Source organism: Bradyrhizobium lablabi (assembly GCF_900141755.1).
Classification (GTDB): Bacteria; Pseudomonadota; Alphaproteobacteria; order Rhizobiales; family Xanthobacteraceae; genus Bradyrhizobium; species Bradyrhizobium lablabi_A.
Window position 1 is genome coordinate 862,449 of record NZ_LT670844.1, and the last position, 21,256, is coordinate 883,704.

Here is a 21,256-nt window from a genome sequence, read left to right on the forward strand (position 1 = left end):
TTCGATCATGTACAGTCCCGATGAAATTAAGCGTCTCGCCTTTGTCGAGCACGGCCGGCGATCGCTAAGGCTGGTGCAGGACGGACCGCTCGCAGACCTGTCATTTGCGGCAAAAGACCTGATTGATATCGCCGGGTACAAGTCGGCCTGGGGCAACCCGGATCGGCTGCGCGAAGCCGATCCGGCCACAGCCACCGCGCCTGCCGCGCTAGTGCCGCTGATGGCAGGTGCCTATTTGGTCGGAAAGACCCAGACCGATGAGGTCGCTTGCGGGATGTTTGGAATGAATCCGCATTTCGACACGCCGATCAATCCGAAGGCTCCGAGCCGCGTTCCCGGCGGATCTTCGAGCGGCTCTGCCTCAGCGGTAGCGGCAAATTTTTGCGATTTTGCGCTCGGCACCGATACCGGCGGATCGATCCGCGTTCCCGCGAGCTTTTGCGGCCTTTATGGTTTGCGCACGACGTTCGGCCGCTTGTCGGTTGCAGGGATCATGGCGATGGCGCCAAGCTTCGACACCGTCGGCTGGCTCGCGCGCGACGCTCGTACGCTCAAGCGCGTAGGCGAACTCTACTTTGGCCCGATTGAAAATTATAAGCCGGCACGGCTGTTACTGGCACGTGACGCGTTCGATATCCCCCCGCGCCACATCGCGGAGACCCTGTTACCGGCGGCGAAATCGCTGGGACACATGACCGAGGTGACGTTGTTTGCGGAAGGCATCGAATATTGGCTGGAGACCTTCAGGCCACTGCAGCTCAGTGATCTCTGGTCGACGCTCGGCGCCTGGGGCAAGAAGCCCGGGCGAACCCTCAGCCCTGCGGTAGCGGAACGTATCGATCTGGCCTCACGCGTCGATCCGGCAAAATTCGCTGCCGCGGTTGTCCAGCGCGAATCCCTGACCGACCGGTTGGTGGCGCTGCTTGGCAACGACGGCGTGTTGGTCCTGCCGACGGCGCACGATCTTCCGCCGTTCCGCGACGCGCCGGTGTCGGCGCAGGTCGAATTCCGGGAAAAGACGCTCGCCCTCACCTGCATTGCCAGCCTTTGTAGATTGCCGCAGATCAACATCCCGGCCGTGACCGTCGATGATTGCCCCGTCGGCCTGTCCTTCATCGCCGGCCCGCGCGGAGACCAACTGCTGCTGGACCTTGCCGAGAAGATCGGAAACGCCTTGCCTGCGGCTGCGGTCGAAAAATGAAGACCAATAACGAGCGGGATTTCATCGGCTACGGCAGCAGCCCGCCGGATTCACGCTGGCCGAACGGCGCTCGCCTCGCGCTCGTTGTCGTTCTCAATGTCGAAGAGGGTGCGGAACCCTCGATCCCCGACGGCGACGATGCCACGGAGACTGCGCTGACCGACGGCATTCCGGAGGAAGTGCCCGCAGGCACTCGCGATTTCGTCGCTGAGTCACTTTTTGAATATGGTTCGCGCGTGGGCTTTTGGCGGATCGTCAACTTGATGAGGGAGCGCAACCTGCCGGTCACGGTCAACGCGTGTGCCCAGGCGTTTTCACGCAATCCTCAGATCGCGGATGCGATCAAGGAGTTCGGTCTCGACCTTTGTTGTCATGGCGACCGTTTCGTCAGGCATTTCTTGCTGACCGAAGAGCAGGAACGAGAAATCATCGCGCGCTCGGTTGCCGGCATCGAACGGGCGATCGGCCGTCGTCCGCTGGGCTGGCAAAGCCGCTACTCGCCTAGTCAAAACACCCGCGCGCTCCTCGTCGAGCACGGTAGCTTTCTCTACGATTCGGATAGCTATGCTGATGACTGGCCCTATTGGGTAAAAGTCGGCGAGAAGGCGCACCTCATTATTCCGCACAGCTTTACCAACAATGACAACCGGCTGGCGACCGCCAAACTCGGCACCGCAAACGATTTCTTCGATCATCTCTCCTCGGCGTTGCGCGTACTCTATGCGGAGGGCGTGACTCACCCGCGGATGATGACGGTCAGTCTTCACAGCCGAATTTCGGGCCAGCCCGCCCGGTTCGAGGCCGTCATGAGGTTTCTCGATCTCGCGGCGAAGCATGACGGAATCTGGTTCGCCAGCCGCGCCGACATCGCCCGGCATTGGATGCATATCCACCCTGCGGAGCGGTTTTGATGAAGGCCCGCGAAAGCCTCCTCTTCACCGGAGGGCTTGTCCTCGATTCAGAATTAGGCACGGCCGATCGCAAGGACCTTTTGATCGAGGATGGAAAGATCGCCGCGGTCGGCGCGCCCGGCACGTTGGCGGCCACAACCACCGCAAAGCGCGACGCAAGTGATCGCCTGATCATTCCCGGTCTCGTCAATGCCCACACCCATGGCCACGCCAATCTCATGAAGGGCGTGGCCGAAGCGTGGACGCTCGAGGCCTCCCTGACCAACGGACCCTGGCTCGCCGGGACGCGTGATCCCGAAATGATTTACCTGTCCACGCTGCTCGGCGCCATCGATATGCTGTCGAAGGGCTGCACGGCCTGTTTTGATCTTTTCTACGAATTTCCTCGGCCGACCAGAGAGGGTTTTGCGGCCGCTGCAAAAGCCTATGCCGACGCCGGCATGCGCGCGGTGCTTGCGCCGATGGTCGCCGATCAGAGTCTGTTTCAGTCAATTCCGGGATTGGTCGACGCATTGCCGCAGGATCTGCGCGATACGGTCGGCAATTTCGCCCTTGCAAGCGGAGACCGGATTATTGCGGCCGTCGAAGCGATCGCAGCGGCGCGAATGGAAATGCCTGACACCGTCACGCTCGCCATCGCCCCCACGATCCCGCATCACTGCTCCGAACGCTTTTTGCGGGACTGCCTGGATATCGCGGACCGTCATGAGCTTCCAATCCACATGCACATCGCGGAGTCCCGGCTGCAGGCTGTCGTCGCGCGAAAGATCTATCAACGTTCCGCGGTCCGTTATCTTGCCGACCTTGGAATGCTCCGGCCGAACTTCACCGCCGCACACTGCGTCTGGCTCGACAAGGACGATCTCGATCTGCTTGCCGAACATGGCTGCTCCGTCGCTCACATTCCGGCCAGCAATTTCAGACTTGGATCCGGCGTTGCCCATGTCAGGCCGATGCTGGAGCGCGGCATCAATGTCGGTTTGGCAACCGACGGCGCCAATTCCTCGGATTCACTGAGCATGTTGCAGGCGATGCGGCTCGCATCCTTTGGCGCACGGATGTTTACCGGCCCGCGCGAGGACTGGCTGCATGCTCACGAAGTCGCCAGGCTCGCGACGCTCGGCGGCGCAAAACTTCTGGGGCTCAAATCATGCGGCCGAATTGAGCGGGGGGCTTGTGCCGACCTCGCCCTGTTCGATCTTAACCACGTCGATTTCATCCCCGGCAATGATTCGATCAACCAACTGGTGAACTGCGCCGATTCTGCAGCGGTGACTGACGTGATGGTAGGCGGCACGTTCACGGTCCTCGATCGGAAGATCGTTTCAGTCGACACAATCGACCTGCGCAGCCGCGTCGCCGATTGCGTCGCCAGACTTACCGCAGCCACGAGCCAGGCGCGGACCCTGGCCGGTCGGCTCGAACCGCACGTCGTTGCCTTTGCCCAATCGATGTCGCACGAGCCGCTCTCGATCGAGCGACGGATCAGGCCGGAGCCGAGGTGATCTGATGATTGCGACGAAAGCGACAAATCCCGGCCTCGCCGAGCTTGAGCAGCGCGTTCGTTTCGAGCTCGACTGTCTCGGATACCCGACACGGCAATGGATGGTCCCTCGCCGCCGCAACGGCACGCTTGTGCATGATGTCGTCATTGTCGGCGGCGGCCAGAGCGGAATATCGATTGCCTTCCGGCTGATGCGCGAGCGAATAACCAATCTGCGCGTGCTCGACCGGAATCCGGAAGGTTTTGAGGGACCATGGCTGACCTTCGCCCGCATGCGTCAGCTGCGGACGCCCAAGATCGTGACAGGGCCCGATCTCGGCATCCCCGGCCTCTCGGCGCGCGCCTGGTGGCAGGCGCAGTTCGGCGAACGCTCCTGGGAAGGATTGGACAAGATCCCGCGCGAGTTGTGGCAGGCCTATCTTTTGTGGGTCCGCAAGACCGTCGGCATTGAAGTCAGCAACGAAACCGAGGTCACCGACATCGAGCCGCTGGATGACCTGCTCGTCGTCCACGCAAGACGAGGCAGCGAAACGGAGAGGCTCCTTGCACGCAAAGTCGTGCTTGCGACAGGAATGGAAGGGTCCGGGCGTTGGGTGGTGCCAGCGGCAATCGCCGAGGCGTTGCCCCGAGACCGCTATGCCCACACCTCGGATCAAATCAATTTTGCTTCGCTTGCGGGAAAGTCGGTCGCGGTGATAGGCGCCGGCGCTTCTGCGTTCGACAACGCCGCGATGGCACTCGAGAATGGCGCGGCGTCGGTCGAGCTATTTGTCCGCCGCAAGCAGCTTCCAACCGTCAATCCGAACCGATGGATGGAGTTTGCCGGCTTCCTTCGCCATTTCGGCGATCTGGACGATGCGCGAAAATGGCGGTTCATGAAACTCATTTTCGACATGAACCAGCCTCCTCCGCAAGAAACCTTTGTCAGATGCACTCGCTTCAAGAACTTCTCCATACGTCTCGGCTGTCCAATTGAACGCATCCGTTTCGACGGGGACAAGATTGCGCTCACGGCTTCGCAGGGGACGAAGGCCTTCGATTTCCTGATCGCCGGCACCGGCTTCGCCGTCGATCTCGCGGCGCGCCCTGAATTGGCGCGTTTCCATGACAAGATCGCTTGCTGGTCCGATCGCTATCATCCGCCCGACGGCGAGGAGCATCCGCTGCTTGGTGCCTACCCTTATCTCTCTCCCAATTTTCAATTCACTGAAAAGACTGAGGGAGCAGCGCCATATCTCGCCAATATTTTCAGCTACACATTCGCGGCGATGCCGAGCCTTGCCTGCTCTGCAGGCATTTCCGCGCTCAAATTCGGACTGGACCGGATCGCGACCGGAATGAGCCGCCGGCTGTTCATCGAGGACGCCGACGCTCATCTGCAATCGCTTCGCGACTATGATGAGCAGGAGCTTGACATCACCGCCGGTAGCGAGCCACAGAAATTTTCGCGGAATAATCAAACATGGTGAGCGTTGAAGATCGACCCAGGCGGCTGCTCGAATCGGCGCTCAAGATAGAGAAGCCGTTTCGGCTCGATGAGACCTTGTGCCTTTATTCCCCCCAGGACAATGTCGATTCCTTAAAACACCCGCGGATCGCCGAGTGGCTGGAGTTCATTCAAAAAGAATACGAACCCGAGCTTCCCGACGCAGAACGTCGCGTGCTGTTGTTCATGCCTTGCACCAAAACAAAACCCTATCCTTTTTCCTCCGAGCATATGGCGATCAATCAGCGGCTGTTGGACGAAGGATACCGGCCGACCCGCCGGTCCTATCTCCCCCAAGGGCTCCTGGCGCGGCTTGAACCGTGTTTTTCGCCTGATGTTTTGAACTTGTCGCCGCTCCTCGACAACAACGGGACGGTCGTGCACCGCATGGTCATTTCGGAACCCATGGCGGTCGTTCCCTACGAGCATATCGCCGAATTTCGCGGCAAGGCTTCTCCCGCGGTCGCCTATGATGATCCCGGACTGTTCGAGAACAGGGGCAATGCGGTATCGCCATGGCGACGGGACTCGACTGCGACGCGCGTGTCGGCGACGCAATGGAAATGGGGCGATGAGGAGCGCCGGCAATACGTCGTCATGCATAATGAGATGGCGCGAATATTGGCTAACGTCGTCGCGCGGATCGGACGAAGCTATGCCGACGTGATTTCCTGGGTCGCCCCAGGGCTCACCCATCGAAGCTTTGTGCTGGCGCGCGGCGAGCGCGCCCTACACCACGTGCCGGCGTCGCGAAAAGTCGGCGCCAAGCGGATCGAGCTCGTGGGCGCCAACGACCACCTCCCGGCAGAACTTCGGATCGCCTGCCTTCCTCTCCCCGACGACTGCAAGAACGCGATCGCGCGTTTGTCCCGTCGCCTCAAGGTCGACCTTCCGCGCGCAACGGCGATCTACGCACGCGGCGGCGTCAACGCGACCCCGCTCGCGCTGCCGGAGCTTCTGGATGTTCTGGTGAAGCGGCTCGTCTACAACACTCTCAGCGTCGAAGGAAAGCGAAGTCATGGCCGCGTTGTCACTGAAAATAGGCGTTAGCGACTCCGATCGGACCAGGCCGATCGCCAGTGGCGAGGTTGCGATCGAAGGCGTCGCCGCCGAGGTGACGCTGATGGGTGTACAGGCGCTGTTCAACCAGCAGCTGACCGAGCACACTTTTGACTGTTGCGAATTCCCTCTCTCCTCCTACCTGCGATCGCTGGAACGCCCGGAGCGACCATATGTGGCAGTACCGGTATTCCCCTCGCGCCACTTCCGGTTCTCGAGCGTCTTCGTCAATACCGCAAAAGGAATACAAAAGCCTGCCGACCTTGCCGGCAAGCGCATCGGAGTTCCCGTGTTCGACATGGCCGCCGCGGTCTGGCTGCGCGGCATCTTTCAAGATCATTTTGGACTATCACGCACCTCGCCGATTTATGTTGCCGGGGGGCTGGAGGCCGCGCGCACCGGCGACGAGCATCCGCAATTCTATCCCGGTCACTTCAAGCACGAGCAGAGAAACGACAAGAGCCTCGCCGTGCTGCTGGCCGAGGGCGAAATCGATGCGTTGTATACGGCGCGCGCACCCAGCACCTGGCCGTCGGCTTCGGTGACCCGTTTATTCGCGGACCCGATGCAGGTGGAGCTCGATTATTTTTCGAAGACCGGCATCTTTCCGCCCATGCACGTCGTTGCGGTCAAGCGGAAGCTTGCCGAGGCCAATCCCGGTCTGACGTTGGCCATCTTCAATGCTTTCGCGCAGGCCCAGAAAATTGCCCGAGAAAGACTGTTCGACTCGGCCGCCTTGTGCACGATGCTGCCTTGGCAGCTCGAAAGCCTTCTTCTTACCGAGCAGCGGCTTGGCAAGGATTACTGGCCGGTGGGCTTGGCGAAAAACCGCGCAACGCTTCAAGTCATTATTCGCTACATGACCGAGGATGGTCTGATCGCGAAGGTAGCTTCACCCGAGGAGTTGTTTTCTGGCGCGGACATCTTGGAGACGTAGAGAGCAGTTTCGTCGCGGGGTGCGTCTTCCCAAAAGAAATGCAGGCAGCCCGTGATGGCGAGCGAAGCCACCGTCGCGACGACCGCCGCGCCGATATTGGCTTCCACGAGTTCAAACAGGTGTTCGATCGTTCGGCGCACGGTAAATGCCTCCAGTTTTGCAAAGCTTGAGGCACAAATATTGCTTTTGGTTTAATGAGCGCCTGAGGAGAAAGACGTGAGCACCATTCCCGTGATTGACATCGCCCCGCTAGTGAAGGGCTCGCCGGAGCAGGCCCACGCCATCGCAATGGACTTGGGCCGTGCATGCCGCGAGGTCGGTTTCTTCTATATTACGGGACATGGGGTCCCAAAGGCATTGATGGATGCCGTTTTTGATAGCTCGGCCGCGTTCTTTACCGGTCCGGCTACGATCCGGGAGGCTGCAACTTTCACCGGCCCCGGCGGCAACCGTGGTTACATACGGCTCGGAGGCGAGGCGCTCGATCCGGGCAAACCCGCCGACGTCAAGGAGGCCTTCAATATCGGCCTCGAGCTTCCGCCCGACGATCCGGAACTTTTGGCGAGCGCTCCCTTTCGGGCCGCCAATTTGTGGCCGGATATGCCGGGGTTTCGCGACACCATGCTCGATTATTTTAATCGGGTCTGGCGACTGGGACGAGACCTGCATTGCGGATTTGCGCTCGACCTCGGGTTAGAGCCGGATTTCTTCGAGACCAAGCTCGACAGGCCGATCGCCACGCTACGCCTGCTTCACTATCCTCCGGTCACGAAGCCTCTTTCCGAGGGACAACTCGGCGCGGGAGTGCATACGGACTACGGCAATGTCACGTTGCTGGCGACGGACGCGGTTGGCGGCTTGATGGTGCGGGACCGCTCTGGCCGCTGGCTCGACGCGCCCGTCGTGCCCGGCGCCTTCGTCTGCAACATCGGGGATTGTCTGATGCGATGGTCGAATGATGTCTACGTTTCGACGCCGCACAAAGTGGTCAGTCCGCCGGGCAAGGATCGCTATTCGGTGGCGTTCTTCCTCGATCCCAATCCGGACGCCGTCGTTGCGTGTTTGCCGACCTGCATAACTCCCGACCGGCCGGCGAAATACTCCCCGATCACCGGGGCGGAATTCCTTCGCTCGCGGCTCGAACCAACCTATTCTTCCAAACCGACCTGACCGGGTACCAGGTCCATTTCTATAACGCTTTCGACCAATCGAGACCGCGCAGCATTCACGGTCTCAACGAATGAAGCCGCAACAGCGCGAATCGATTTTCGCGGCTGGTAGCGCAATTGTGCTCCGAACGGCCGGATTTTTCACTTATGTTCGTCGGTTCAGATTCGATTTTGGTGAGACTGTTATGACAGGGACAGCCTATCTGGCAGGGCCCGACGTGTTTCTTCCCAATGCGGTCGCGCACGCCGCAAAGAAGGTCGAGATATGCCGGCGATTAGGTTTGCGCGGTTTGCCTCCGCTCAACGAGGATGCCGGGGCAGCCCCTACGGAGCTGGAGGTCTGGCAGGCGATTTATGAAAAGGACGTCGCCATCATGGAGAAGAGCGACATTATCATTGCCAACCTCACGCCGTTCGCAGGCGCATCCGCCGATGCGGGCACGTTAATCGAGGTCGGCTGGTTTCTCGGAAAAGGCAAGCCGATCTTTGGTTATTCGAACACGCCCGAAAACTTCGAATCCCGCATGCGGAGACAGCTTGGCGCAAGGCACGCGGACCTCGGCATCGAGGGGTTCCACCTGCCCGACAATCTTATGATTGTCGGAGCGGTCCATAGCGGCGGATACCCGATCTTTCTTCCAACCGACGGCAAAGCACGCGGCCTCGATGCGCTCGACGTGTTCGAGACCTGCGTCGAGGCGGCGGCACGATATTTTGCCAAGCAGCCATGAACGCTTCAACATGGGTCCGCTAGCCGAGGTTCCGCACACGGGTCCGATGGCGAAACCATCGATGACGTACGACGACAACCCCTGATGCACACTGGATTCCCGGATCACGAATGACCGCTTTGCGCCACTAGCCGTCTTTGGTCGAACGGATGTTGCCGACACCGCTGAAGTGGACCGCATTAACGGCTCATGGAGTCATGCCAATACTGGCCCAAAACCAAAACCTCACATTGTCGCGCTCGACGATACCGGCATCGCGCTGTTTGAGTGGCAACGAGGAATTCGTCTCAAAAAGCACCGATAATGCTATCGGTCAGAAACTTCGGGACTCTACGTCACCTTTTCTTTTGGCTCTTACGCAGAACTCCGCGGGTACGCTTCAGCTTGATCGATATGTCGCGCGCCAGTTGACCGCCGAATCGCTCTCGGTTGAAAGGCACGGCGCCGGTGCCGGGGACAATTTCGATGTCCTCGAGCTGCAATGGCTTTCCCCGCGCTGACAGGGGGGGCGGAATTTCGATTTGCTGCCCGCTGGTGCGGTCCTTGAAAACCACCTGCGGCCCTGCGGGCTCCGCAAGCCAGTCATCGCCCCATTTTTTGAGTGCCAGGTAAGTCGGAAAGAAATCACGGCCCTTTTTGGTCAATACATATTCATGGCGCCCGCTGTGCTCCGGGAGGGGCGTGCGTGTCATCATGCCGAGATCAACAAATTTCTTCAAACGCGCGCTGAGAATGTTCGGTGCGACGCCAAGATAATATTGAAACTCATCGAACCGCCTGGTGCCATAATAGGCTTCCCGAAGCAGCAGGATGGACCAACGGTCGCCGACCACGTCCATGGCGCGGGCGATCGAGCATTGCTGGTTGGAAGAACGGGAACGCTTCAAATTACGTCTCGCAGCCAAATTGCCCTCGGTGATTCCAGATCGCTTATAGCAGCAGACCAACGTTCCTCGTCTACCCTTTTCGATCGCGAGATCGCTTCACCAAGAAGGCATGCGGTGAGTGGCATCGCAGTCAAGCCGCCTGGCCTTCAGCCCCCTGTGGTTTGACCTCGGTCCCGGGCTCAAGCGCACGGCGGTGGGAGACCAACACGCCGGTCTCGGAGAGCCGCTGCAGTTCCGCCTCGCTCACGCCGAGTTCGCCAAACACTTCTCTGTTGTGTTCTCCCTGAAAAGCCGGTGTGCCGATCGGCGACAGTTCGTCCCTGGAAAAGTGCCATGGGCGACCCGGCAACTTGTACTCGCCACCACTGCGATCCGGAACAAGCTGGACCGCACCCCAATAGCTGCTCCAATCTGACTTCGTCAGCTCCTTGATCGAGCGGATTTCGCCCATCGCGATCTTGGCCTCGTCGAACTGGGCGTCCAGCGTTGCCATATCGGGGAAAGTCAAAATCCAGGACTGGATGATCTGATGCAGCGCGCCGAAATTCAATCGACGCGTCGCGGCGCTCGAAAACCTGGGATCGTCCAACAAATCGACGCGTCGCATCGCGCGCAACCAGGACGGAAACGTCCGGCTGCCGACAATGCTCGTGGCCACCGTAAAATGCTTGCCCTGCGGCCCCGTGAAGAAGGAGCAATCGGTGGCGCCGAGCACCGCGGGCTCCGCGCCGAGATCGTGGTCAGTGAGATCGACGTGAGCGCGTTCGTTGACCGCCAACAACGTTGCAGCCATCGCGACGTCGATATACTGGCCCTGCCCAGTCGTCTGCCGGCTGTGGAGTGCCGCGAGGATCGCAATCACCGCCTGCAATCCGGTGTAGACATCGGCATGCGAGAGACTGTCTGTGCGCGGCTCCGTCAAGGCGTCGCCATAGTGGCGGACACTGTTTTCGGTAAAGCCGGCTTCCGCCTGCACCGTCGGCGCATAGGCCATGCGGCTGCGCCACGGACCGCCCTGGCCGTATCCGGTGATCGATGCGTAGATCAGTCGCGGATTGCGTTTTGACAACGTCTCGTAATCGAGGCCGAAGAAGCCGAGCGTGCCCGCGCGAAAATTCTCGACCACGATATCCGCAATATCGCAGAGTTTTAGCGCGAGCTCATAGGCGCCGGGAATGTTCAGATTGATGCTGACGTTACGCTTGCCCGCATTCTGCTGGGCATAATAGCCCGACATGCCGTCGGTCGAGGGAAACGCAAAGCGCGAGACATCCGGGCTTGGTGGCTCGACCTTGATGACCTCGGCGCCGAGATCCAGCAAGGTCCGCGCGCACAGGGGACCCGCTAGCACGCGGGAAAAGTCGACGATACGAATTCCGCTGAGTGGGCCAGCCATGATCAGCGCCCCGCGAATTTCGCAAGACCAGGGCCGTTCTTGCGGAACGAGGCAAGGCCGATTTTCAGATCTTCCGACGCCCAGATCGGCGCCTGCACCCTTGCCATCGCCTCGTCGGCGGCGGCGACACCGTCATTGACGGCAATGTGCGCGAGCTCCTTGGTCGCGGCGTGCGCGACCGTCGGACCTTGTGCGAATTCCTCGGCGATCGCCATGGTGGCCTTTTCCAGCTGCTCTTCCGGAACCGTCAGATTGATCAGTCCCCATTTTTCCAGGGTCGGCGCATCGTAGCGGCGCGCCAGCATCGACATTTCCTTGGCGCGCAATGCGCCGATGCGCTGCACCTGGCGCTGGATGCCGCCTAGCAATGGATGCAGCCCAAGCGTTGCCTCCACCGAGCCGATTTTGGCCGACGACGCCGCGATGATGTAGTCGCAGGACAGCGCCAATTCGAGCCCGCCGCCAAGGCAGACGCCGTGCACGCTCGCGATCAGCGGGATCGGCAACAATTCCATGAAACGCAAAAATTCGACGCCGTTCAGGCGGCGGTTTTCATTGCTTTGATCGCCACTGCCCTGCGCCACGCGCTTGTCGAAAATGTCGAGATCGGCGCCGGCCGAGAAATGCCGCAGCCCGCTGCGCAGCACGATGGCGCGGCTAGAGGCGTCGCGCGCCGCCTCGATATTTTCCACAATGGCATTGATGAGCTTCGGACCCAGCAAATTGTAGGGCCGGTACACCATGGTCAGCACAGAGATATTGCCGCGCTGCTCGCGCGTAATGAGTGCATCCTCGGACACGACGGACCTCCATGTCTCGACGCGACGCTGCGCCCGGCTTGTTTATTGCAGCCAGCCTACAACATGGCTTGCAATTTGCAAGTCAAGTTTCCGTATTAAATGATAATCGTCATTTTACCCAACGTCGCTAGAGACTTGCGACCAGCCGCAGGCCCGAACCCGAAGCGTGCGAAAGCGCTATTTCCGGAAATGCGTCAGGCGCCAGCGGACCAGATCATCGGCACCCGGGCCTTCCTGCGGCAGCAGATCCTGCGCCTTGACGCGCTGCCCGGTCTCCCGGTCGACCATGGCAAGTTTCACGATGTGTCCGGTTTTGTGGTCGACAAATCTGAGCGGCGGCCCGGCATCTCCGGAAACCGCCCATTTATCTCCGACCTGCGCCAGCGCGTGGAGCACAAGAATGATGTCCCTGCCTTTTGGGGTCAGAACATATTCGTATCGCTCGGGATTGGTCTGATAGAGGCGCCGCTCGATCAACTCATTGTCTTCAAGATGTTTTAGCCGATCGGACAAGGTCGCATTGGTCACGCCGGTTGAGCGGCGCAAATCCTCGTACCTGGCGAGCCCGAGCGACAGGTCGCGCAGGATCAGCACCGCCCAGCGGTCACCGATCGCCTCGAGCACGCCGGCGATCGAGCACGCCATCCCTTCAAAACTTTTTGACCGCATAAACGCTTGCCTCCTGGTAACTCTTATCATTAGAGTGACAAATCGTCCAGTGTCGTCGCTGCTGGAACATCTCGTGGAATGGGAAAATCAGCATGAGCGAGCTTCGTGACCTCGTGATCTCTGCACATGGTGGCATCGAGCGCTGGAATAAAGTGAATGCCATCGAGGGCGACATGTCCATCACCGGCGCACTCTGGGCACGAAAAGGCTGGCCTGATGTGCTCAAGGACATTCAGGTCACTGCCGACGCCAAAAACCAATGGATCAGCTACCAGCCCTTTATCAGTGGGAGCCTGCGCAGTTCATGCCTGCCCGACCACAGCGTGATCGAAACGCACGACGGAGAGCCGATCAAGGATCGAAAGAATCCCCGCAACTCGTTTGACGGCCACACCCTCGAAACCCCGTGGGACGATTTGAATCTCGCCTATTTCAGCGGCTACGCGATGTGGAATTACCTGACGACGCCTTTCATCTTTGCGCTGCCGGGATTCAAGACGGAAGAGATCGAGCCATGGCCCGAGGACGGCGTAAGGCGCCGGCGACTGAAGGTCGTCTTTCCCGATCACATTGCAACCCACTGCGCCGAGCAGATCTTTCACATCAATGACCAAGGCCTGATCTGCCGTATGGACTACAGCGCGATTGTCGCCGGCGGCGCACCGACCGCGCACTATTTGTACGACCACAGGGATTTTTCCGGAATCAAGATTGCCACGAAGCGGCGGGCGCTGCGCAGGAAGCCTGACGGCAGCGCCGTTCTGGATCCAGTGTTCGTGGCGATTGATATCGCTGACATCCGCTTCTCATAAGCGGAGTTTGGACATCCCGTCTCGCGCAGCCACGCTATCGGAGGAATCAATGATCGATACCGAACAAAAGCATCACGTCGTGACCATCAACGTCAATGGCGTCCGGCGGGACGCTTCGGTCGAAGCACGGAAACTGTTGGTACATTTGTTGCGGGACGATTTCGGCCTCACCGGAACCCATGTTGGCTGCGACACCTCGCAATGCGGCGCCTGCACCGTCGATATCGACGGCGAGGCCGTCAAATCCTGCACGGTTCTCGCGGTCATGGCGGATGGATCCTCGATCACGACGATCGAAGGCCTCGCGCCGGGCGATGGTGCGTTGCATCCGATTCAGGCGGCTTTCCACGAACATCACGCTCTGCAATGCGGCTTCTGCACAGCGGGGATGATCATGAGCGTGCGCCAGTTGCTCAAGAAAAACCCGAACCCGACGGAGAGTGAAATCCGTCATAACCTCACCGGCAACATTTGCCGCTGCACGGGCTACCACAACATCGTGCGCGCCGTTGAATCCTTGGCGTCGGAGGCGCATCGTCATGACTGAGATAACCGCCATCAAATATCTCGGCCAGCCGCTGCGGCGGCGCGAAGATTTCAAGTTCGTCACCGGCAAGGGACGTTATACCGACGACTTGAAGGCGCCGGGCATGCTGCATTTGGCGGTGCTGCGATCGCCGCATGCGCACGCCATCGTCAGGCAGGTCGATCTTGCCGCGGCAAAGGCAGCGCCGGGCGTTCGATTGGCTTTGTCCGGCGAAGACCTCGCCGGCAAGATCGGCTCGATCGTTCCGAACTGGATCATGCCGGGCACAAAAGTGCCGGACCGGCCGGTCGTCGCCGTCGACCGGGTTCGTTTCGTCGGCGAATGCGTCGCGCTCGTGGTCGCCGAGACGCAGGCCATGGCGCACGACGCGGTGGGACTTATCGATGTCGATTATGAAATACTTCCCGCAGTTGTCGACGAGGAAGCCGCGATCCGCGAGGACGCGCCGCAACTACACGACAACGTGCCGAACAATATCACCACGATCTACAAGGTCGGTGGCGGCGACTACAGCAAAGCCGCGCAGGAGGCCGATCATGTCATCAGTCTTCGCGTCGCCAACAATCGCCTGATCCCGACATGCATGGAAACGCGCGCCATTCTGGCTCAGCCTGACGTCGACGGCACCCTGACTGTTTACATGCAGAGCCAGGTTCCGCACATGCATCGCCGCTGGATCGCCGACACGGTCGGCATTTCAGAACATCAGTTGCGGATCGTGGCGCCGGACATTGGCGGCGGTTTCGGCGCGAAGATGCATCTCTACCCGGAGGAACTGCTCTGCCCGTATCTGGCGCGCCGGCTCGGCGTGCCCATAAAATGGTGGGAATCGCGCTCCGAAAGCCATCAGTCGACAAACCATGGCCGGGCGCATACGGAAACAATCGAAATTGCGTTCCGCAACGACGGCAAGATTCTTGGCCTCAAGGTCGAGACGCTGGGCAATGTCGGCGCTTATTTGTCGAACATGGCAACTGGCGGTCCAACCGCGAATACGATCAATTTTGGCACCGGCACCTACAAAATCGAAAACTACGAGGCGCGGTCCCGGGTGGTCGTGACCAACACGGTGCCGGTCGACGCCTATCGCGGTTACGGCCGGCCCGAGGGCGGATACATCGCCGAACGCGCGATCGACGCGGTCGCGCGTCACCTCAACCTCGATCAGGTTCATGTGCGGCAGAAAAATTTCATTCAGCGCGCTGATTTTCCCTACAAGCCATATAACGGCTCCTCCGTGATTTACGATAGCGGCAACTATGAAGGCTGCCTGGCGAAGGCGATGGATGCCTTCGATTATGCGGCGCGCAGCAGCGAACGCGACCAGATGCGGGCAAAAGGCCGTTATCGCGGCATCGGTGTTGCGGCCTATACCCATATGTGCGGCATGGCGCCGTCACGGCGGCTGGCGCTGCTGGGCTTTAACCGCGGCGGCTGGGAAAGCGCGCGCGTGAGCGTCGACTCGAGCGGTCGGGTGACGATTTTTTCCGGCTCCATGAGTCAGGGCCATGGCCACGTCACCTCGCTGGCGCAAATCGCCGCCGATGTCCTGCAAATTCCGATCGAGCATATCGACGTGGTGCAGGGTGACACGAGACAGGTCCAGGCCGGCCACGGCACGTTCAACTCCCGCTCGATGTCGGTGGGCGGCTCCAGCGTTCACGTCTCCTCCCACCGCGTCGTCGCAAAGGCCAAGAAGATTGCCGCAGGCATGCTCGAAGTGGACGAAGGGGATGTTTCCTACCGGGCCGGACAATTCAGCGTTCCCGGCACCGATATCGCGCCTCTGGCGTTCGGCACAGTGGCCCGCATGGCCTATGTCGGCCACAAGCTCCCGGACGACCTGGAGCCGGGTCTCGACGAGACGGTGTTTTACACTCCGAAGGGAATGGGGTCGCCTTCGGGCATACACATGGCCTATGTCGATGTCGATCCCGAGACCGGGATTGTCGATATTCTCGATTATGTCGCCGTGGACGACGCCGGCACCATCATCAATCCGCTGCTCGCCGCCGGACAGATTCATGGCGGCGTGGTGCAGGGCATCGCGCAGGCTCTCTATGAAGAGGTCAGCTACGACGGCGATACCGGACAATTAATGACCGGCTCGCTGCTCGACTATGCGGTGCCCCGCGCCGAACATGTTCCAAACATACGATCGCTGTTTCAGGAGACGCCCTCGCCGACCAACCCGATCGGCGTAAAAGGAATCGGCGAAAACGGGTCGATCGCGGCGCCGCCATGCATGGTTCACGCCGTGCTCGATGCGCTATCGCCGTTGGGGATCAAACATCTCGACATGCCGATGACACCGCCGCGCATCTGGTCGGCGATCCAGAACGCACGCAAGGGAGCAGGCCGATGATTCCGGCGTCATTCGATTACGTTCGCGCAACCTCGCTCGCGCACGCCATCGGCCTGCTACGAGAGGATCCCGACGGTACAAAACTCGTTGCCGGTGGCCACACGCTGATCCCGACTTTGAAATTGCGCCTCGCATCGCCAGCGCTGTTGATCGACATCGGCGATATCGAGGAATTGAAGGGAATTGAGATCGCCGACAGCATCAGGATCGGCGCGCTGACAACGCATGCCGAGTTGCTCGCGTCCGAACCGCTGCGCAAGCTGCTGCCGATCTTCCATCAAACCGGCGACCTGATTGCCGACCCGCAGGTGCGCAATCGCGGCACCATCGGCGGCTCGCTGGCCAATGCGGATCCCGCGGCGGACTGGCCGGCAGTGGTCGTCGCGCTGCGCGCGGAACTGGAGCTTGCTGGTCCGAACGGCCGCAAGCGCGTTGCCGCAAAGGACTTCTTCGTCGACATCATGACCACCGCGCTTAAGCCCGAAGAGGTGCTGGTGGCCATCCACGTTCCGCGGCCGGCAGCCGGTGCCCACTTCCGCTATCGCAAGATCCGCCATCCCGCGAGCGGCTATGCCGTGGTCGGAGTCGCGATCGCGCTGTGCCTGCAAGACAATATTGTTTCGGAAGCCGCCATCGGCATCACCGGCGCAACCGGCAGGGCCTTCGCGGCGGACGCCGCGAGTGCGCGCCTGATCGGCAAATCACTATCGAGCGAAAACATCGAAGCGGCCGCATCGCTTGCCAGCGAGCAGGCCGAATGCCTTTCAGACCATTACGCGTCCGCGGATTATCGCAAACATCTCGTCAAGACCGAGGTTTTCAGGGCGCTGGCGTCGCTGAGCGCCGTCTAGCCATGCGGTTTGCGGACGGACGTCAGCTTTGCGCCATGTCACGCGAGAACTTTGGCGTACACGTCATCTGGTCGCCGCAGATCAGCCGCCGCCAAACTTGGATGGATCATCGTAGGCAGGAGGGTCGTCGTGGTCGGTCCGCAGACCACCCGGAACGGAGTCGTCGCGATAGATCCGCACACCACCCGGAGTGGCGTAGCTTGGGATCACGGCCTGGCTGGGACGAACGATGACATATCGCGATTTGGCATGATGCCCTCTTGCGGCGGCGTTCGCAGAAGCACAGAGAGCGATCAAAAGGCATAATGCCAAGCCAGAACGCATTGCATTTTCTCCAATTAATTAGCCGCGTTCTTACGTGGTGCGCGGCCGCACCGTCGTAACCGGTAACGGCCTCTAGATTGCTAACATCGGGATGATCGTGGGGCTGCCGTGCACGATTCCGAACCTATAGCTTCACACAGGGCGCCGCGCGCGGCGTCACGCTGGGCTGAACTCCTGGGTCATCTTTTACGCCCCTGGAAGCCGCGAGTTCGAGATTCGCCAGCTATGGCTACAAGCCTGAGCGAGGGCAGGCCGCTACAGAATCCACCCGAACCAATTCTCTACCCGACATAGCAGTTCAACACGATAATCCGAATAGCCTCCATTTCTAACTCATGCTTATCGACCACGAGATGCTGTTGGGCATGAACGGCCGCTTCGCGCCAAAAGCGGCCGACTATAGAAACAAGCTTCACGCAGAGCGGCTGACGCCTATCTGGCGTACGACATCGCAGAGCGGGGACTTAAATCGTAGAAGAAGCGCTAAACGATCCTGATCGACATGTCGGGCAAACCCTGAAGTTTGCACAAGAGCACGTCACCCTTCACGACCGCGCCGACATTTTCCGGCGTGCCGGAATAGATGATGTCGCCGGCCTTAAGCTCGAACGCTTCCGACAGTTTTGCGATCTGCTCGGCGACGCTCCAGATCATCTTGTCGAGATCCGAATTCTGCCGCACCACGCCATTGACGGCGAGCGAGATCGCGCCTTTGCCGAGATGGCCGACTTTGCCGACCGGATGGAGCGGGCCGAGGACTGCGGCATGATCAAAGCTTTTGCCGATTTCCCACGGCTTCTTTTCCGCCGCCATGCCGTTCTGCAGGTCGCGCCGCGTCATGTCGAGGCCGAGCGCATAGCCGTAGACGTGATCGAGCGCCTGTTCCGGCGGGATATTGGTGCCGCCCGATTTCAGCGCCGCCACCAGCTCGACCTCGTGATGATAGTTCTTGGTCAGCAACGGATAGGGATGATCCGCGACTTCGCCGATCGCAACATTCTGGATCGCATCGGTCGGCTTCTGGAAGAAGAACGGCGGCTCCCGGTTCGGATCGGAGCCGCGCTCGATCGCATGGGCTGCGTAATTGCGGCCGATGCAATAGATGCGGCGGACCTGAAACACATCGGTCTCGCCGACGATCGGGATTGTCGTTGCCGGCACCGGGAAGATCGGTTTGGGCCCGGCTTGGGCTGTGGCCGGGCTGGCGTCGGTGATCGCGACCGCAGCGGTGGCGCCCGCGGCTGCCGCGAGCAGATCGCGCCGGGAGGTTTTTCTCATGATGTTTCTCCTGAAAGGCGCTCCGCACGCGTCCGGCGTGCGGAGCCGAATAGAATTGCAGAGATCAGTGGGCCAAGGGGTCGGGACGCATCTGCACCTTGAACACCTTGGGATACGCATCCTTGCCGCCCTCACTGTGGAAGTTCGCGCGGGTGCCTGAGGTGGTCCAGATACCGCGACCTTTCCAGCCGGTCGAGGGGTCGTCGATCCGGCCGTCGACATTCTTGGTAAAGAAGCCGAGCGGATAAGGCATCCGCAACGTGACGAATTCGCCGTTGACCAAAGCGAGCAGCGACTCGCCGCCGTTGGCGCAGGCGATCGGCACGTTGGCGCCGAGGCCGAGGATGTTGTAGCGGTCGACCCAGACGTAATAGGCATGGTTGGCGCTGCCCTTGGGATCGAGCCCCTTGAATTGCGGTCCGGGCAATCGATAGAGCTTCCAGCCCTCGGGGCACTGCTTGCCTTCCGCCGTGGTCGGCCCGTTGAGCGGTCCCTTGCACAGCTTGCGGTCGAAGCTCGCCAGGTGACCGCTGGAGAGCACCGTCCAGACCACGCCGTCCAGTCCGAGATCGATGCCGCGCGGACCAAAGGCGCCTTCCGGCGGCTGATACACTTCAGCGAGCGCCGTATTGGCCGGATCGGCGCCGGGCATCACGTGGACGATATAGCCGGGCTGATCGATCCGCGAGAAGCCGCGGTCCATCGCCTGGCCCCAGATGGAATCATCGACCGGGCTTGGCATGATGCCGTAGAAAGATGCTGCGATCCGCTTGTCCTTTGTCGGGTCGAGCGGATCTTTCGCTTCGACATAGGCATCGCGCTTGCCGTTGCCGTTGGTGTCGATGATCAGCGGCGTCCAGCCCTGCAACGCCACGCCGTCATGCGTTTCGCGGAACTGTTTCGTGTTCAGCCAGCCGACAATGCCGCCGCCAAGCCCGGGCCCGCCCGCGCTCATCCACAGCGTATCGTTGGGGTCGTGTCCGAAGTAAAGATGATGGGTGCTGAAGCAGGTGTTGATCAGATCCCATTTTCCGCTTCCCGGGTCGAAGCGCGACAATTGCCGCAGTGAGGTCGCCTGCGGCGCAACCTTCGCGGACGGATGGCTCGAGCCCTGCTTGCAGTAATCCGGATTTTCCGGCGGGCGCAGCCGCGCGGTGAACCAGACCTTGCCCTCCTCATCCATCATGAGATTGTGAATGCTGGTATGGCCATCCCAGATCGCCTCGTCTCCCCAATAGGCCGAAGGTCCCCGCGGCGCATCTTCCGACGATGGGGTTTTCGGATCCAGATAAGGCTCCTTGATCGTTGACGCGATATTCTTGACCGGGTCGAGGGTCGGAATGAGATCGGTACTTTCCTCGGGCGAGCCGTAGATCAGGCCGTTGGCGTTCAGCGTCGGGTTACGCTTGTCGGTCGAGATCGCGTCGTGCTGGTAATGCTTGGGCGAGGCCCAATCCCACATCGTGTAGACGACGTTGCGCTCGATGCCCTTCGGCCGCTCCGGCTTGTCGAACGGCAATTCGCCTTCCGCGATTCGGTCGGTCCACTTCGAGAACAGCGTATAGACTTTTTCCGGCCCCATGCTGCCGAGCGCCACCGCCATATATTCCATGGCCTGCCCGGCCTGCGTGCGCAGCGCCCATGCCGTGTGCGAGTCGTTCCCGTCCATGAACGCCTTCGGCACTTCGCGGATGCCGCGCGACCCCAGCGCATGGCACGACTGGCACATGTTCTTGACCGTATCCACCCATTGCGCCTGGCTCTTCATGGTGTCCGGCATCTTGTTGCCCTTGTCGCCGGTCCCGGGAAATTCCTCAGGCGCCGGGATATCGAGCATGGAATACCAGTACATGCCGGGATAGAGCTGAGCCGCCGCCGCGGCCGAAGCCGCGGGCGCGGCCTTGAAGTCGAGCAATTTTCCGGGGCGAGCGTCGATCTGCGCGGTGTCCTGCAGCCCATAGCCGCGAACCCAGACCTTGTAATTGGCATCCGGAAGATCGGGAATGACGAAGCGGCCCTGATCGTCGGTTACCACGACCTTGGCATATTTGGTCGGAAGCTCCTTGGTTTCGGCGATCACCCACACACCCGCTTCGGGGCCTTTGTCACCGGTCACCTGCCCGCCGATGTCGTGCGCTGATACGTCAATGCTTGCCGCAGTGGATGCGCTGGCGTGCAGCATGGCAAAAGCCCCGAGGCAGCCGGCAATGATCTGCTTCAATTTCATGTTTCCCCTTTTTATGATACGGCGTGGCTTGCACCATCTTACGCCGCTATCTTGTCAAGCAATCCAGCGCAATCGTCGATATTCGTGCTCAACCTGTCTTAA

18 protein-coding genes are annotated in these 21,256 nt (G+C 60.5%); 12 read left to right on the forward strand and 6 right to left on the reverse strand.

Going from position 1 to position 21,256, the window contains the following annotated elements; genetic code table 11:
• Window positions 1-7: 7 nt before the first annotated feature.
• The 8 genes from B5526_RS04160 to B5526_RS04195 all read left to right on the forward strand — a co-directional run bounded on the left by B5526_RS04160 (window position 8) and on the right by B5526_RS04195 (window position 8,998).
• A complete protein-coding gene (locus tag B5526_RS04160) occupies window positions 8-1,201 on the forward strand; it encodes an amidase (RefSeq protein ID WP_079537059.1) in 1,194 nt (397 codons plus the stop codon).
• On the forward strand, window positions 1,198-2,112 hold the full coding sequence (locus tag B5526_RS04165) for a polysaccharide deacetylase family protein (RefSeq protein WP_079537060.1): 915 nt from the start codon (window positions 1,198-1,200) through the stop codon (window positions 2,110-2,112). Before B5526_RS04160 ends, B5526_RS04165 begins: the two co-directional genes overlap by 4 nt.
• Entirely contained in the window at window positions 2,112-3,617 is a 1,506-nt protein-coding gene (locus B5526_RS04170) for an amidohydrolase family protein (protein WP_079537061.1), read from the forward strand. The genes B5526_RS04165 and B5526_RS04170 overlap by 1 nt, the downstream gene beginning before the upstream one ends.
• A 4-nt stretch (window positions 3,618-3,621) precedes the next feature.
• Window positions 3,622-5,085 (forward strand): NAD(P)-binding domain-containing protein, encoded by a 1,464-nt coding sequence (locus B5526_RS04175; protein WP_079537062.1) that lies wholly within the window; start codon window positions 3,622-3,624, stop codon window positions 5,083-5,085.
• Window positions 5,079-6,152 (forward strand): hypothetical protein, encoded by a 1,074-nt coding sequence (locus B5526_RS04180; protein ID WP_079537063.1) that lies wholly within the window; start codon window positions 5,079-5,081, stop codon window positions 6,150-6,152. Before B5526_RS04175 ends, B5526_RS04180 begins: the two co-directional genes overlap by 7 nt.
• The gene (locus B5526_RS04185; RefSeq protein WP_079537064.1) at window positions 6,121-7,098 is read left to right on the forward strand and encodes a hypothetical protein; all 978 of its coding nucleotides are present in this window, start codon (window positions 6,121-6,123) and stop codon (window positions 7,096-7,098) included. Before B5526_RS04180 ends, B5526_RS04185 begins: the two co-directional genes overlap by 32 nt.
• Before the next feature lie 216 nt (window positions 7,099-7,314).
• A complete protein-coding gene (locus B5526_RS04190; protein WP_154071120.1) occupies window positions 7,315-8,268 on the forward strand; it encodes an isopenicillin N synthase family dioxygenase in 954 nt (317 codons plus the stop codon).
• A 70-nt stretch (window positions 8,269-8,338) separates the two neighbouring features.
• Window positions 8,339-8,998, forward strand: coding sequence for a nucleoside 2-deoxyribosyltransferase (locus B5526_RS04195; RefSeq protein WP_197688412.1), 660 nt, complete (start codon window positions 8,339-8,341; stop codon window positions 8,996-8,998).
• Between the two features lie 335 nt (window positions 8,999-9,333).
• On the opposite strand, the gene B5526_RS04200 is transcribed toward B5526_RS04195, so the two are convergent.
• From B5526_RS04200 to B5526_RS04215, 4 genes are all read right to left on the reverse strand, one after another.
• Window positions 9,334-9,837, reverse strand: a complete 504-nt coding sequence (locus tag B5526_RS04200; protein WP_172841966.1) for a winged helix-turn-helix transcriptional regulator — start codon at window positions 9,835-9,837, stop codon at window positions 9,334-9,336.
• A 178-nt stretch (window positions 9,838-10,015) separates the two neighbouring features.
• Window positions 10,016-11,281, reverse strand: a complete 1,266-nt coding sequence (locus B5526_RS04205; protein ID WP_079537065.1) for a CaiB/BaiF CoA transferase family protein — start codon at window positions 11,279-11,281, stop codon at window positions 10,016-10,018.
• Window positions 11,282-11,283: 2 nt separating this feature from the next.
• Window positions 11,284-12,081: an enoyl-CoA hydratase/isomerase family protein gene (locus tag B5526_RS04210; RefSeq protein ID WP_079537066.1), complete on the reverse strand. Its 798-nt coding sequence runs from the start codon at window positions 12,079-12,081 to the stop codon at window positions 11,284-11,286.
• Between the two features lie 177 nt (window positions 12,082-12,258).
• Complete coding sequence (locus B5526_RS04215) at window positions 12,259-12,750, reverse strand: winged helix-turn-helix transcriptional regulator (protein WP_079537067.1); 492 nt, start codon at window positions 12,748-12,750, stop codon at window positions 12,259-12,261.
• A gap of 92 nt (window positions 12,751-12,842) precedes the next feature.
• On the opposite strand from B5526_RS04215, the gene B5526_RS04220 reads away from it, so the two are divergent.
• The 4 genes from B5526_RS04220 to B5526_RS04235 are packed head-to-tail and all read left to right on the forward strand — an operon-like array spanning window position 12,843 to window position 17,325.
• Window positions 12,843-13,562 carry a hypothetical protein gene (locus tag B5526_RS04220; protein ID WP_079537068.1) on the forward strand — a complete coding sequence of 240 codons (720 nt, stop codon included), beginning with the start codon at window positions 12,843-12,845 and terminating at the stop codon, window positions 13,560-13,562.
• 49 nt (window positions 13,563-13,611) lie between these two features.
• Complete coding sequence (locus B5526_RS04225) at window positions 13,612-14,109, forward strand: (2Fe-2S)-binding protein (protein WP_079537069.1); 498 nt, start codon at window positions 13,612-13,614, stop codon at window positions 14,107-14,109.
• Complete coding sequence (locus B5526_RS04230; RefSeq protein ID WP_079537070.1) at window positions 14,102-16,474, forward strand: xanthine dehydrogenase family protein molybdopterin-binding subunit; 2,373 nt, start codon at window positions 14,102-14,104, stop codon at window positions 16,472-16,474. The genes B5526_RS04225 and B5526_RS04230 overlap by 8 nt, the downstream gene beginning before the upstream one ends.
• The gene (locus tag B5526_RS04235; RefSeq protein ID WP_079537071.1) at window positions 16,471-17,325 is read left to right on the forward strand and encodes an FAD binding domain-containing protein; all 855 of its coding nucleotides are present in this window, start codon (window positions 16,471-16,473) and stop codon (window positions 17,323-17,325) included. The genes B5526_RS04230 and B5526_RS04235 overlap by 4 nt, the downstream gene beginning before the upstream one ends.
• An 807-nt stretch (window positions 17,326-18,132) precedes the next feature.
• On the opposite strand, the gene B5526_RS04245 is transcribed toward B5526_RS04235, so the two are convergent.
• Together B5526_RS04245 and B5526_RS04250 are read right to left on the reverse strand one after the other, a co-directional pair.
• Window positions 18,133-18,927: a fumarylacetoacetate hydrolase family protein gene (locus tag B5526_RS04245; protein WP_079537073.1), complete on the reverse strand. Its 795-nt coding sequence runs from the start codon at window positions 18,925-18,927 to the stop codon at window positions 18,133-18,135.
• A 64-nt stretch (window positions 18,928-18,991) separates the two neighbouring features.
• Window positions 18,992-21,154 (reverse strand): carboxypeptidase-like regulatory domain-containing protein, encoded by a 2,163-nt coding sequence (locus tag B5526_RS04250; protein WP_079537074.1) that lies wholly within the window; start codon window positions 21,152-21,154, stop codon window positions 18,992-18,994.
• Window positions 21,155-21,256 lie beyond the last annotated feature (102 nt).

Bases quoted from the DNA above. Each gene is read 5' to 3' on its own strand.
- B5526_RS04160 (WP_079537059.1), top strand. From the start codon at position 8: ATGTACAGTCCCGATGAAATTAAGCGTCTCGCCTTTGTCGAGCACGGC.
- B5526_RS04165 (WP_079537060.1), top strand. From the start codon at position 1,198: ATGAAGACCAATAACGAGCGGGATTTCATCGGCTACGGCAGCAGCCCG.
- B5526_RS04170 (WP_079537061.1), top strand. From the start codon at position 2,112: ATGAAGGCCCGCGAAAGCCTCCTCTTCACCGGAGGGCTTGTCCTCGAT.
- B5526_RS04175 (WP_079537062.1), top strand. From the start codon at position 3,622: ATGATTGCGACGAAAGCGACAAATCCCGGCCTCGCCGAGCTTGAGCAG.
- B5526_RS04180 (WP_079537063.1), top strand. From the start codon at position 5,079: ATGGTGAGCGTTGAAGATCGACCCAGGCGGCTGCTCGAATCGGCGCTC.
- B5526_RS04185 (WP_079537064.1), top strand. From the start codon at position 6,121: ATGGCCGCGTTGTCACTGAAAATAGGCGTTAGCGACTCCGATCGGACC.
- B5526_RS04195 (WP_197688412.1), top strand. From the start codon at position 8,339: ATGAAGCCGCAACAGCGCGAATCGATTTTCGCGGCTGGTAGCGCAATT.
- B5526_RS04200 (WP_172841966.1), bottom strand. From the start codon at position 9,837: ATGGACGTGGTCGGCGACCGTTGGTCCATCCTGCTGCTTCGGGAAGCC.
- B5526_RS04205 (WP_079537065.1), bottom strand. From the start codon at position 11,281: ATGGCTGGCCCACTCAGCGGAATTCGTATCGTCGACTTTTCCCGCGTG.
- B5526_RS04215 (WP_079537067.1), bottom strand. From the start codon at position 12,750: ATGCGGTCAAAAAGTTTTGAAGGGATGGCGTGCTCGATCGCCGGCGTG.
- B5526_RS04220 (WP_079537068.1), top strand. From the start codon at position 12,843: ATGAGCGAGCTTCGTGACCTCGTGATCTCTGCACATGGTGGCATCGAG.
- B5526_RS04225 (WP_079537069.1), top strand. From the start codon at position 13,612: ATGATCGATACCGAACAAAAGCATCACGTCGTGACCATCAACGTCAAT.
- B5526_RS04230 (WP_079537070.1), top strand. From the start codon at position 14,102: ATGACTGAGATAACCGCCATCAAATATCTCGGCCAGCCGCTGCGGCGG.
- B5526_RS04235 (WP_079537071.1), top strand. From the start codon at position 16,471: ATGATTCCGGCGTCATTCGATTACGTTCGCGCAACCTCGCTCGCGCAC.
- B5526_RS04245 (WP_079537073.1), bottom strand. From the start codon at position 18,927: ATGAGAAAAACCTCCCGGCGCGATCTGCTCGCGGCAGCCGCGGGCGCC.
- B5526_RS04250 (WP_079537074.1), bottom strand. From the start codon at position 21,154: ATGAAATTGAAGCAGATCATTGCCGGCTGCCTCGGGGCTTTTGCCATG.